At 73.0% G+C, this 12,305-nt stretch carries 10 protein-coding genes; 8 read left to right on the top strand and 2 right to left on the bottom strand.

What is annotated here, in order from left to right:
* Window positions 1-37 precede the first annotated feature (37 nt).
* Complete coding sequence (locus ACZ3I3_RS36505) at window positions 38-2,185, top strand: primosomal protein N' (RefSeq protein ID WP_467372096.1); 2,148 nt, start codon at window positions 38-40, stop codon at window positions 2,183-2,185.
* 133 nt (window positions 2,186-2,318) lie between these two features.
* Here ACZ3I3_RS36505 and ACZ3I3_RS36500 read toward each other — a convergent pair whose 3' ends face one another.
* The gene (locus ACZ3I3_RS36500) at window positions 2,319-2,864 is read right to left on the bottom strand and encodes a hypothetical protein (RefSeq protein WP_150479757.1); all 546 of its coding nucleotides are present in this window, start codon (window positions 2,862-2,864) and stop codon (window positions 2,319-2,321) included.
* 327 nt (window positions 2,865-3,191) lie between these two features.
* Here ACZ3I3_RS36500 and fmt point away from each other — a divergent pair, with 327 nt between their 5' ends.
* Both fmt and ACZ3I3_RS36490 read left to right on the top strand, forming a co-directional pair.
* The gene (gene fmt / locus ACZ3I3_RS36495) at window positions 3,192-4,124 is read left to right on the top strand and encodes a methionyl-tRNA formyltransferase (RefSeq protein WP_467372095.1); all 933 of its coding nucleotides are present in this window, start codon (window positions 3,192-3,194) and stop codon (window positions 4,122-4,124) included.
* 69 nt (window positions 4,125-4,193) lie between these two features.
* Window positions 4,194-5,621 (top strand): RsmB/NOP family class I SAM-dependent RNA methyltransferase, encoded by a 1,428-nt coding sequence (locus ACZ3I3_RS36490; protein ID WP_467372094.1) that lies wholly within the window; start codon window positions 4,194-4,196, stop codon window positions 5,619-5,621.
* Here ACZ3I3_RS36490 and ACZ3I3_RS36485 read toward each other — a convergent pair.
* A complete protein-coding gene (locus ACZ3I3_RS36485; RefSeq protein WP_467372093.1) occupies window positions 5,602-7,743 on the bottom strand; it encodes an MMPL family transporter in 2,142 nt (713 codons plus the stop codon). The genes ACZ3I3_RS36490 and ACZ3I3_RS36485 overlap by 20 nt on opposite strands.
* Before the next feature lie 65 nt (window positions 7,744-7,808).
* Here ACZ3I3_RS36485 and rpe point away from each other — a divergent pair, with 65 nt between their 5' ends.
* The 5 genes from rpe (at window position 7,809) to ACZ3I3_RS36460 (ending at window position 12,192) form a co-directional block, all read left to right on the top strand.
* Window positions 7,809-8,495 (top strand): ribulose-phosphate 3-epimerase, encoded by a 687-nt coding sequence (gene rpe / locus ACZ3I3_RS36480; protein WP_031138926.1) that lies wholly within the window; start codon window positions 7,809-7,811, stop codon window positions 8,493-8,495.
* A gap of 78 nt (window positions 8,496-8,573) precedes the next feature.
* Complete coding sequence (locus tag ACZ3I3_RS36475) at window positions 8,574-9,617, top strand: sugar-binding transcriptional regulator (protein WP_184981658.1); 1,044 nt, start codon at window positions 8,574-8,576, stop codon at window positions 9,615-9,617.
* Window positions 9,618-9,620: 3 nt separating this feature from the next.
* A complete protein-coding gene (locus ACZ3I3_RS36470) occupies window positions 9,621-9,995 on the top strand; it encodes a barstar family protein (RefSeq protein ID WP_467372092.1) in 375 nt (124 codons plus the stop codon).
* Window positions 9,996-10,103: 108 nt separating this feature from the next.
* Window positions 10,104-11,546, top strand: a complete 1,443-nt coding sequence (locus ACZ3I3_RS36465; RefSeq protein WP_467372091.1) for a GuaB1 family IMP dehydrogenase-related protein — start codon at window positions 10,104-10,106, stop codon at window positions 11,544-11,546.
* A gap of 79 nt (window positions 11,547-11,625) precedes the next feature.
* Complete coding sequence (locus ACZ3I3_RS36460; RefSeq protein WP_467372090.1) at window positions 11,626-12,192, top strand: GNAT family N-acetyltransferase; 567 nt, start codon at window positions 11,626-11,628, stop codon at window positions 12,190-12,192.
* Window positions 12,193-12,305 lie beyond the last annotated feature (113 nt).

Here is a 12,305-nt window from a genome sequence, read left to right as displayed (position 1 = left end):
CCGCCGGATGTCAGTGGCGTTTGGTAAGAATGCAAGCGTGAGCAGCGAGAACGAACAGGCGGGCGGCGGCGCGGAAGGTACGCCGCCGGAGCAGCTCGCGCTCATCCGGGAGAGTGTGCGCAAGGCCAAGACGCCCCGGGCCAAGCCGCGGACCTGGCGGGGGGCCGCGCTCGCCAAGAACCTGCCCGTAGCGCGGGTGCTCGTCGACAAGGGCGTGCTCCACCTCGACCGGTACTTCGACTACGCCGTGCCCGAGGAACTGGACGAGCAGGCCCAGCCGGGCGTGCGCGTGCGGGTCCGGTTCGGGGCCGGGCGGCACCGGGTGCGGGACGGCCGGCGCGAGGGCGGCGGGCTGATCGACGGGTTCCTCGTCGAGCGGCTGGCCGAGTCCGACTACTCCGGGCCGCTGGCCGCCCTCGCCCAGGTCGTGTCGCCCGAGCGGGTGCTGAGCGAAGAGCTGCTGGGACTGGCCCGGGCGGTCGCCGACCGGTACGCGGGCAGCCTCGCCGACGTCCTGCAACTCGCGGTGCCCCCGCGCAACGCCCGGGCCGAGCAGCGCCCCTCGCCCGCACCACTGCCGCCGCCCCCGGCGCCCGAGGCGGGCTCCTGGCAGCGGTACGAGCAGGGGGCGGCCTTCCTGGAGTCGCTGGCCTCGGGCGGTGCGCCACGGGCCGTGTGGAACGCGCTGCCCGGCCCGGAGTGGAGCGAGGAGCTGGCCCGGGCGATCGGGGCGACGCTGGCCTCCGGTCGCGGGGCGCTCGTGGTCCTGCCCGACGGGCGGGCGGTCGCGCGGGCCGACGCCGCCCTGACCGCTCTGCTGGGGGAGGGGCGGCATGCCGTGCTCACCGCCGACGCGGGTCCCGAGAAGCGGTACGCGCAGTGGCTCGCGGTGCGGCGGGGCTCCGTACGGGCCGTGATCGGGACCCGGGCCGCGATGTTCGCACCGGTCCAGGACCTCGGTCTGGTCGCCATCTGGGACGACGGGGACGACAGCCACAGTGAGCAGCACGCCCCGCAGCCCCATGCCCGTGAGGTGCTGCTGCTGCGGGCCGCCCAGGACAAGTGCGGCTTCCTGCTGGGCAGCTGGGGCTGCACGGTGGAGGCCGCGCAGCTCGTCGAGAGCGGATGGGCGCGCCCGCTGGTCGCCGGGCGTGAGCAGGTGCGCGCCACCGCCCCGCTCGTCCGCACCGTCGGCGACGGGGACCTCGCACGGGACGAGGCCGCCCGGGCCGCCAGGCTGCCCACCCTCGCCTGGCAGGTCGTCAGGGAAGGCCTGCGGCACGGCCCGGTCCTCGTGCAGGTGCCCCGGCGGGGATACGTGCCGCGCATGGCGTGCGCCAACTGCCGGGCGCCCGCGCGCTGCCGGCACTGCTCCGGACCCTTGGAAACCAGGGACGGCGGCGCGTTGTGCTGCGGATGGTGCGGCCGTGAGGAGAGCGGCTGGCACTGCCCGGAGTGCGGTGCCTTCCGGCTGCGCGCCTCGGTGGTGGGTGCCCGGCGGACCGCCGAGGAGCTCGGACGGGCCTTCCCTGCCGTCCCGGTGCGGACCTCGGGCCGTGAGCACGTGCTCGACACGGTGCCGGGAGCGCCCGCGCTGGTGGTGAGCACGCCGGGTGCCGAGCCCGTCGCCGAGGGCGGGTACGCGGCGGCGCTGCTGCTGGACGGGTGGGCCATGCTCGGGCGGCCCGACCTGCGGGCCGGGGAGGACGCACTGCGGCGGTGGATCGCGGCCGGGTCGCTCGTCCGGCCGCAGCCGGCGGGCGGCACGGTGGTGGTCGTGGCCGAGCCGACGCTGCGGCCCGTCCAGGCGCTCGTCCGGTGGGACCCCGTCGGTCACGCGGTGCGGGAACTCGCCGAGCGGGCCGAGCTGGGGTTTCCGCCGGTGTCGCGGATGGCGGCCGTGTCGGGTCCGGCGGAGGCGGTGACCGAGTTTCTCCGCGCGGCCGAACTTCCGCCGGAGGCCGAGGTACTGGGGCCGGTGCCGTTGCCCGTCCCCGCGGCGGGGCGACCGCGGCGGACGGGGGCGCCGCCGGCCGGGGAGCAGTGGGAGCGGGCGTTGGTCAGGGTGCCGCCGGGGAAGGGCGCGGCCCTGGCCGGTGCGCTGAAGGCTGCGCAGGCCGCGCGGATGGCCCGGGGAAGCGCGGAGCCTGTGTGGGTGCGGATCGATCCCGCTGACATCGGGTGAAGCGGTGGGTGGCTCGGTGGGTGGCGCGGTGGCTGTGGTCGTCGCCCGGTGCCCGCCGCTGTTCTTCCCCGTACACGCCGCTGCCCTCCCGGACGCATCGGGAGGGCAGCGGCCTGTCGGGGCGGGGTGCGGTTCAGCCGTTGCGCGGGCCGGGGAAGGCCGTCGGCCTCGCCTCGTCGCGGAGGGCCGGGCTGCCCGCCGTCGGCTGGGTGGGCATGGAGCGGGCCGCCGGGACGGTCGGGACCGTGGGGAGGCCGGTGTTCACACTGACCGTGCGGGAGCCCGACGGCTCCGGGGTGCGCTCCGCCTCGGCCGCGGCCGGCTGGGGCGTGGCACGGCGTGCGCCGTAACGGCGGTGGACCGCCTGTTTGGTGACTCCGAGCGCGGAGCCCACCGCGTCCCACGAGAAGCCGAGTGAGCGGTCGAAGTCCACGGCCGCCGTGACCAGCGTCTCGACACTGTCCCGCAGCTCCTGGGCGAGACGTACCGTCGGGGCGGGGGCGCGTCCGTAGACGACGAAGCCCGTGGAGGGGCCGGAGCGGCGCGGGCGGTAGACGTTGCCCAACTGGGCGGTGAGTGTGCGCAGTGCGTCCACCTGCCGGCGGACCCGCTCGATGTCCCGCACCAGCAAGTGCAGGCTGGCCCGAGCCTGGGCGTCGTGGGTTGCGTGGTCGGCCATGAACAAGCCTCTCGAACAGGCGTTGAAAGGGAATGGGCCGCGATCGCGGCCCGTTGTGGTCAACTCTGTCTTGACCAACGCGGATTCGCTCCGCGGGTCACGGTGTGGGGGCGTGGGGGCATATGCGTGCGCCCGTTTGCGCGGGGTGTGCGCCTCGGCCTTCGGCCTTTGGCGTCGTCTCCCACCCGCGCACCGCCCGTAACAGTTGGCCAAGAGGCTGAGGTCTCCCGTGGGGGCCGGGCGCCGTCGGCGGCTTTCCGTTCGAGGGCTCATAGACTTGGGCGTTGCCCGTCTTAGATCCCCTGCCCGAGAGGCCCCCACCACCCCATGAAGCTCGTCTTCGCCGGTACACCCGAGGTCGCCGTTCCCGCTCTGGACGCTCTTCTCGCCTCCGGGCGGCACGAGGTGGCCGCTGTCGTCACGCGGCCCGACGCGCCGGCCGGACGGGGGCGCAGGCTCGTCGCGTCGCCCGTCGCCGAGCGGGCGGAGGAGGCCGGGATCGAGGTGCTGAAGCCCGCGAAGCCGAAGGACCCCGAGTTCCTGGAGCGGCTGCGGGAGATCGGCCCGGACTGCTGTCCCGTCGTCGCCTACGGCGCACTGCTGCCCCGTGTCGCCCTGGACGTTCCCGCGCACGGCTGGGTCAATCTGCACTTCTCCCTGCTGCCGGCCTGGCGCGGTGCCGCGCCCGTGCAGCACGCGATCATGGCCGGGGACGAGATCACCGGGGCTTCCACGTTCCTGATCGAGGAGGGGCTCGACTCCGGGCCGGTGTATGGGACGGTGACCGAGGAGATCCGGGCCACCGACACCAGCGGGGATCTTCTGACGCGGCTCGCGTTCGCCGGTGCCGGGCTGCTCGCGGCGACCATGGACGGGATCGAGGACGGCACGCTGAAGGCCGTACCGCAACCGGCCGAGGGCGTCAGCCTCGCCCCGAAGGTCAACGTCGAGGACGCGCACGTCGACTGGAACGCTCCCGCGCTGCGCGTCGACCGGATGGTGCGGGGCTGCACTCCCGCGCCCGGCGCCTGGACCACGTTCCGCGGTGAGCGGCTCAAGCTCATCCAGGTCACCCCCGTGCCGGACCGGACGGATCTCGCCCCGGGGCAGATCTCCGCCGGGAAGAACAACGTGTACGTCGGCACCGGCTCGTACGCCGTCGAGCTGGTCTGGGTGCAGGCCCAGGGCAAGAAGCCGATGCGGGCGGCGGACTGGGCCCGCGGGGTGCGGATCACCGAGGGCGAGCGGCTCGGGGGCTGACACGGCGCCACGTCCGGGGCGGCGTAGGCTGGACGGCGCACTTCTTCTCACACCCGGAGCACCTTTTTCGTGAGCGACCAGCCCCGTCGGCCCCGTACGTCAGGCAAGCCCTACCGCCGGCCCAAGAAGGACCCCGTCCGCATCCTCGCCTTCGAAGCGCTGAGGGCCGTGGACGAGCGGGACGCCTACGCCAACCTCGTTCTGCCGCCGCTGTTGCGCAAGGCGCGGGAGAAGGAGGGGCCCGAGACGTTCGACACCCGTGACGCGGCGCTCGCCACCGAGTTGGTGTACGGCACGCTGCGGCGGCAGGGGACGTACGACGCGGTCATCTCGGCCTGCGTGGACCGGCCGCTGCGGGAGGTCGACCCGCCGGTGCTGGACGTGCTGAGCCTCGGCGCGCACCAGCTGCTCGGGACGCGGATCCCGACGCACGCGGCCGTGTCCGCCACCGTCGAGCTCGCGCGGGTCGTGCTCGGCGACGGGCGGGCCAAGTTCGTCAACGCCGTGCTGCGCAAGGTCGCGCAGCACGATCTGGACGGCTGGCTGGAGCGGGTCGCCCCGCCCTACGACGCGGATCCCGAGGACCACCTCGCCGTCGTCCACTCGCATCCGCGGTGGGTGGTGTCGGCGCTGTGGGACTCCCTCGGCGGCGGTCGCGCCGGCATCGAGGACCTGCTGCGCGCCGACAACGAGCGGCCCGAGGTGACCCTGGTGGCGAGGCCCGGGCGGGCCACCGCCGAGGAACTCCTCGAAGAGGACGCCGCCCTGCCGGGGCACTGGTCGCCGTATGCCGTGCGGCTGACCGAGGGCGGTGAGCCGGGCGCCGTCGAGGCCGTGCGGGACGGACGCGCGGGCGTGCAGGACGAGGGCAGCCAGCTCGTGGCGCTCGCCCTCGCCAACGCGCCGCTGGACGGGCCCGACCGGCGGTGGCTGGACGGGTGTGCGGGGCCCGGCGGCAAGGCCGCGCTGCTCGGCGCCCTCGCGGCCCAGCGGGGCGCGCTGCTCGTCGCCTCCGAGAAGCAGACCCATCGCGCCGGGCTCGTGGCCAAGGCGCTGGAGGGGAACCCCGGGCCCTACCAGGTGATCGCCGCGGACGGGACGCGTCCGGCGTGGCGGCCAGGCAGCTTCGACCGCGTGCTGGTCGACGTGCCGTGCACCGGGCTCGGTGCCCTGCGGCGCCGCCCCGAGGCACGCTGGCGGCGCCGGCCGGAGGACCTGGAGGGGTTCGCGCCGTTGCAGCGCGGCCTGCTGGGCACCGCCCTGGAGTCGGTGCGGGTCGGCGGTGTCGTCGGCTACGCGACCTGTTCGCCGCACCTCGCCGAGACCCGGGCCGTGGTCGCCGACGTCCTCAAGCAGCACCCGGACACCGAGCTCCTCGATGCCAGGCCGCTGCTGCCCGGCGTACCGGACCTCGGTGAAGGGCCCGATGTGCAGCTGTGGCCGCATCTGCACGGGACCGACGCGATGTACCTGGCGCTCATTCGCCGGACCGGCTGACCCCCGCCCCGACGCGTTCCCGGGCCGCCGCACCGCCGTCCTCCTTCGCCAGCCGGTGCGGCCACCACACCTTCGGGCCGACGTCCAGGAACAGCGAGGTCACCAGGACCGAGCGCACGATGAACGTGTCGATGAGGACGCCCAGGGCGACCGCGAAGCCGATCTCGGCGAAGGCGACCATCGGGAGGGTGCCGAGGGCGGCGAAGGTGCCCGCCAGGACCAGACCGGCGGAGGTGATGACCGCTCCGGTGGTGGCGAGCCCGGTGACCACGCCAGGTCTGGTGCCCTGGCGGCCCGCCTCCTCGCGGATGCGCGTGGTGAGGAAGATGTTGTAGTCGATGCCCAGGGCGACCAGGAACACGAAGACGAACAGCGGGAAGTCGGTCGCCTCGCCCGCGTAGTCGAAGACGTACCGGAACGCGAGCGCGCTGATGCCGAGCGCCGCCGTGAACGACAGGATCACCGTCCCGATCAGCAGCAGCGGGGCGATCAGGGCGCGCAGCAGGACGCACAGGATCAGCAGGACGACCAACAGCACCAGTGGGATGATCAGCACGTTGTCGTGTGTGGTCGCCTCGTCCATGTCGAGAAGGGCCGCCGTACCGCCGCCCACCTGGGCGTCGGCGTCCGGCACCGCGTGCACGGTGTCCCGCACCCGCTCCACCGTCTGCTTGGCGGCCTCGCTGTCCGCCGGGGCGGTCATGGTGGCCTCGAACAGGACTTTGCCCTCGAAGGCCGGTTTCGTGCCGGGCGGCAGCCCGAGGGACTGCGGGACCACGCCCTGCGTCGCCGCCACCGCGCGGCCCACCTGCTCGGCCTGCGCCTGGTTGCTGATGATGACCAGGGGATCGCCGCTGCCCGCCGGGAAGTAGCGCGCCGAGACCTCCTGGCCGGTGATCGAGTCCGGTTTCCCGGTGAACGCGTCCGCGTTGCCGATGCCCTCCGCGCGCAGCTGGATCAGGCCCAGCGAACAGACCGCCAGGGCCAGTGCCGTGACGGCCCAGGTCATGCGCGGGCGGCGGGCGATACGGCGGCCCATGCGCGCCCAGACGCCGCGCTCGGTCGGGTCGGGAGTGCCGTAGTGCGGGACCACCGGCCAGAAGATCCACCGGCCGAAGATCACCAGCAGTGCGGGGAAGAGGGTCATCATCGCCAGCAGGGCGACCGCGACGCCGATCGCGGCCACCGGGCCCAGGCCGCTGGTGGAGTTCATCTCGGCGGCCAGCAGCACCAGCATGCTCAGCACGACCGTCGCGCCGGAGGCCAGCACCGCGGGGCCCGCGCGGTGCAGCGCCAGGGCCATCGCCTCGTGCCGGTCCTCGTGCCGGCGCAGCTCCTCCCGGTAGCGGGCGACCAGCAGCAGGGCGTAGTCCGTCCCCGCGCCGAAGACCAGCACCGTGAGGATGCCGGCGCTCTGGCCGTTGACCGTCAGGCCCGCGTGCTCGGCCAGCAGGTAGATCAGCGCCTGGGAGGCGAACAGCGCGCAGACCACCGAGACCAGGGGCACCAGCAGCAGGGTCAGGCTGCGGTAGGTGATGAGCAGCATGACGATGACGACGGTCATCGCCGCGAACAGCAGCGTCGAGTCGATGCCCTCGAAGGCCTCCGCGAAGTCCGCCGACGTACCGCCCGGGCCCGTGATGTGCACGGCAAGACCGCCGCCGCCCTCGCCGACGTCGTCCCGGATGGAGTCGACGGCGGGCGAGATCCGCTCCCAGCCCTCCTCGTCCATCGTGATCGGCACGAAGACCTGCGCCGCCCGCGGATCGGTCTGCCGGTCGAAGACCGGCCCCCGGGTCTCCGCGCCCCGGATGCCGTGGTCACGCAGCTCCTTGAGCTGCCGCACGTCCTCGGCGATCTCCGCCCGGTCCTGGGCCGTCAGCCCGCCGTCCCGGGCGTAGATCACGATCGCCGGGATCTGCTCCGGCCGGAAGTCCTCGGAGAGCTCCAGCACCTGCGTCGACTCCGCGGACCCCGGCAGCCAGGACGACGCGTCGTTGTCCTGCGCGTCGGTGAGCTTCATGGCGAAGGGCGCGGCGACGAACAGCACGACCACCCACAGCACCAGCACCAGCCACTTGGCCCGCCGCCCGCAGACGAGGTGCGCGACGCCCTGTTTCATGGCAACCCCCTTCGCGACCCGGGACCGATGCCCACAACCCCCGGAGGGCATGGCAGTCTTAGGTCATGGCCGCGCAGATCAACCCCAGCATCCTGTCCGCCGATTTCGCCCGCCTCGCGGACGAGGCGAAGGCCGTGGAAGGAGCCGACTGGCTCCACGTCGACGTCATGGACAACCATTTCGTCCCGAACCTCACGCTCGGCGTGCCGGTCGTAGAGTCGCTCGCCCGTGCGACGGACACCCCGCTGGACTGCCATCTGATGATCGAGGCCCCCGATCGGTGGGCGCCCCAGTACGTCGAGGCAGGGGCCGGTTCCGTCACCTTCCACGTCGAGGCGGCCGCCGCCCCGGTCCGGCTCGCCCGGGAGATCCGCGCCAAGGGCGCCCGCGCCTCCATGGCGCTGAAGCCCGCGACTCCCATCGAGCCGTACGAGGACCTGCTCCCCGAGCTCGACATGCTGCTGATCATGACGGTCGAACCGGGCTTCGGGGGACAGGCCTTCCTCGACATCATGCTTCCGAAGATTCGCCGCACCCGCGAGTTGATCAGCAAGCACGGTCTGGAGCTCTGGCTCCAGGTCGACGGCGGAGTCTCCGCTTCCACGATCGAGCGGTGCGCGGACGCCGGGGCCGACGTCTTCGTGGCCGGATCGGCGGTCTACGGGGCAAACGACCCGGCAGAGGCGGTACGTGCACTACGCACGCAGGCGGAGGCGGCGACCGCCAAGGCCTCCTGGGCCTGCGACCACTGAGCCACAGCAAAGTGAACGGCTCCCATCAGGGCTGATCATCCGCGCCGGATCTGCAAGGATGAACGGCGAATCCAGAGTGTGAACAGCAGTGAGGAGATCGCCGTGTCGGGTATGTCGGCGGGCCGGTCAGCCATGCGGATGGGACCCGCTGAGCTGGTGCAGGCGGCGGCCATGGCCCGCCGCTTCTACCTCGAGGGGAAGTCCAAGATCCAGATCGCGGAGGAGTTCGGCGTCAGCCGCTTCAAGGTGGCCCGGGTCCTGGAGACCGCCCTCGAACGGGATCTCGTACGTATCGAGATCCGTGTGCCTGCGGAGCTGGACGCCGAGCGCTCGGACGCGCTCCGCGCCCGCTACGGCCTCAGGCACGCCGTCGTGGTCGAGTCCCCGGCCGAGGCCGAGGAGTCGCCCGACCCCGAGAACCTGGGAGAGGTGGCCGCCGACCTGCTCGCCGAGCTGGTCAACGAAGGGGATGTGCTGGGCCTGGCCTGGGGCCGCTCCACCATCCACATGGCGGCGGCGCTCGACCGGCTGCCGCCGTGCACGGTGGTGCAGCTGACGGGCGTGTACGACGCCGGGACCGCCGAGCGCGGCTCGGTCGAGGCGGTACGCCGTGCCGCCCAGGTGTCCGGCGGTGACGCGCACCCCATCTACGCGCCGATGCTGCTGCCCGACGCGGCCACGGCCACGGCGCTGCGCAACCAGACGGGCATCGCCCGGGCCTTCGAGCACTTCGACAAGGTCACCGTCGCCTGCGTCTCCATCGGCTCCTGGGAGCCGGGCATCTCCACGGTGCACGACATGCTCAGCGACGAGGAGCGCGCGCACTACGCCTCCCTCGGTGTCGCCGCCGAGATGTCCGCGCACCTCTTCGACTCCGAAGGCCGCAGGGTCGGCCGGGACCTGGGCGAGCGGTGCATCACCGTCAAGGCCGACCAGCTCCGCCGTATCCCCGAGGTCGTCGCCATCGCCGGCGGGCAGCGCAAGGGGCCCGCGATCGACGCGGTGCTGCGATCCGGGCTCGTCACCAGCCTGGTGACGGACACCTCGGCGGCGGACTATCTGATGACGGCGGGCCCGGCACCGAAGTCAGCGCTCAACAGGACCGACCCGGACGGAGTCTGACGTATGGCCGACGAGGCGCGTGAGGTACCGGACGATCCGGCCGGCCGGATCGTGCTCGTACTGGACCTGGAGGGGGTCACGGACAAGGCGGGCCTCATGGACCGCTGCGCCCGTGACCTCGCCCTGCCCGAGTGGTTCGGCCACAACTGGGACGCTCTCGCCGACTGCCTGGCCGACCCCGGCCTCTGGCCCGAGGGAGCCGTGGAGCAGGGGCTGCTGGTCGTCGTCCGGGGCTGGCGGGAGTACGCCGAGAAGCGGCCCGACGAGTGGCAGGTCGCGGAGGAGATCTTCGCGGAGGCGACGGACCGGGGCCCGGGTCTCTTCGTGACCCTGGGGCTTGGAACATCCTCCAAAGGCGCCCCTGACCAGCCTGGATGATCCGCTGGGGGACGTACGCACACCCGGCATGGGACAATGAAGTACGTGCTCTTTCCCCCTGGCCGGCCGGTCGGGGGGTCACCTCTGATCGACTGGGATGTGCAGCACGTGCGTTTCCTCAATGACATCCAGCCCGGGTACGACCTGACGTACGACGACGTCTTCATGGTGCCGAGCCGCTCCTCGGTGGGCTCGCGGCAGGCCGTCGACCTCAGCTCCCCGGACGGCACGGGCACCACCATCCCGCTCGTCGTCGCCAACATGACCGCCATCGCAGGGCGGCGCATGGCCGAGACCGTGGCCCGCCGCGGCGGCCTCGTCGTCATACCGCAGGACATCCCGATCGACGTGGTCACCGACGTCGTCTCCTGGGTGAAGAGCCGGCACCTGGTCCTGGACACCCCGATCATGCTGGCGCCCCACCAGACCTGCGCGGACGCGCTGTCCCTGCTGCCCAAGCGCGCGCACAACGCCGGGGTCGTCGTCGACGACAACCACCGGCCGGTCGGCGTGGTCACCGAATCCGACCTGTCCGGCGTGGACCGCTTCACGCAGCTCGCCGAGGTCATGTCCCGGGACCTGCTGCTCATCGACGCGGGCATGGACCCGGGCGAGGCCTTCGACACCCTCGACCACGCCAACCGCCGCTACGCCCCCGCGGTCAACGAGGACGGCACGCTCGCCGGCATCCTCACCCGCAAGGGCGCCCTGCGCGCCACGCTCTACACGCCGGCCACGGACGCGCGGGGGCGGCTGCGGATCGCCGCCGCCGTCGGCATCAACGGCGACGTCGCGGGCAAGGCCAAGCAACTGCTCGACGCGGGCGTCGACACGCTCGTCATCGACACCGCGCACGGCCACCAGGAGTCGATGATCAGCGCCCTGAAGCTGGTGCGCGACCTCGACCCGCAGGTGCCGATCGTCGCGGGCAACGTCGTGGCCGCCGCGGGCGTGCGCGACCTGATCGAAGCGGGCGCGGACATCGTCAAGGTCGGTGTCGGCCCCGGCGCCATGTGCACCACGCGCATGATGACCGGCGTCGGCCGGCCGCAGTTCTCCGCCGTCCTGGAGTGCGCCGCCGAGGCGAAGAAGTACGGCAAGCACGTGTGGGCCGACGGCGGCATCCGCCACCCGCGCGACGTGGCCATGGCGCTCGCCGCCGGCGCGTCCAACGTGATGGTCGGCTCCTGGTTCGCGGGCACCTACGAGTCCCCGGGCGACCTCCAGCACGACGCCCAGGGGCGTGCCTACAAGGAGTCCTTCGGCATGGCCTCCGCCCGGGCCGTGCGCAACCGCACCTCGGAGGAGTCGGCGTACGACCGGGCCCGCAAGGCGCTGTTCGAGGAGGGCATCTCCACGTCCCGCATGTTCCTCGACCCCGCCCGCCCCGGCGTCGAGGACCTGATCGACTCGATCATCGCGGGCGTCCGCTCCTCCTGCACCTACGCCGGCGCCGGCTCCCTGGAGGAGTTCGCCGAGAAGGCCATCGTCGGTATCCAGAGCGCCGCCGGCTACGCCGAGGGCAAGCCCCTGCACGCCAGCTGGAGCTGACGGCCCCCACGCCCTTCTCCGAGGCCCCCGGTGAAAAATCGGGGGCCTCGTGCGTGCGGGCGCCCTACCGTCGTACGCCATGGAGATCACCGTCTGCCGGGCCGCCGACGTGGCGCTGCTCGATCAGTACCTCGGCTCCCCGGGCGCCACCTCGTTCCACGCGCGCCGCTTCGAGCGCCAGGAGCGGGGCCTGAGCACCTATCTCGTCGCCTGGCGCGACGGACGGCCCGTGGGCCACACGGAGTTGCGCTGGGGCGGCTGCGACGACGCTGCCGTACGGGCGGCACGGCCCGGCTGCCCGGAGATCAACGCGCTGACCGTGTGGCCCGAGACGCTGCGTTCGCGCGGCATCGGCAGCGCCCTGGTCCGGGCCGCCGAGGAACGGGCCCGGGAGCGGGGCCGCACGGCCATCGGGCTCGGCGTCGCCGACGACAACCCGCGCGCCGCCGCTCTCTACGCCCGGCTCGGTCACCGGCCCCTCGCCCCGTACGTCGGCCGCTGGTCCTACGAGGACCACGACGGCGTCACGCACGAGTGTGTCGAGGAGCTCACATTCCTGGTGAAAGAGCTGGTCCGAGCAAGTCCCGTGCAATGGACGAACGCCGACGTGCAACGAACCTCCGGCCAGTCACGAGGAACGCAATGATCTTGCGGGCACGCGCAAGGTTGCTGCATTACACGGGCAACGTCCCTGCTCGTAGGCTGTCGCCTCGTACGTGGCGTGGCGGGGACCCCGCTCGGTGGGTCCCGGCTGTCGGG

The sequence above is a fragment of the Streptomyces sp. NPDC016851 genome (assembly GCF_055562795.1).
The sequence above is the reverse complement of the archived record's forward strand: the minus strand, read 5'-3'. Positions and strand labels throughout refer to the sequence as shown.

Excerpts from the sequence above, each read along its gene's own strand:
- ACZ3I3_RS36470 (WP_467372092.1), top strand. The coding sequence starts at position 9,621 with ATGGCCGACGAGGCGCGTGAGGTACCGGACGATCCGGCCGGCCGGATC.
- fmt (WP_467372095.1), top strand. The coding sequence starts at position 3,192 with ATGAAGCTCGTCTTCGCCGGTACACCCGAGGTCGCCGTTCCCGCTCTG.
- ACZ3I3_RS36485 (WP_467372093.1), bottom strand. The coding sequence starts at position 7,743 with ATGAAACAGGGCGTCGCGCACCTCGTCTGCGGGCGGCGGGCCAAGTGG.
- rpe (WP_031138926.1), top strand. The coding sequence starts at position 7,809 with ATGGCCGCGCAGATCAACCCCAGCATCCTGTCCGCCGATTTCGCCCGC.
- ACZ3I3_RS36460 (WP_467372090.1), top strand. The coding sequence starts at position 11,626 with ATGGAGATCACCGTCTGCCGGGCCGCCGACGTGGCGCTGCTCGATCAG.
- ACZ3I3_RS36500 (WP_150479757.1), bottom strand. The coding sequence starts at position 2,864 with ATGGCCGACCACGCAACCCACGACGCCCAGGCTCGGGCCAGCCTGCAC.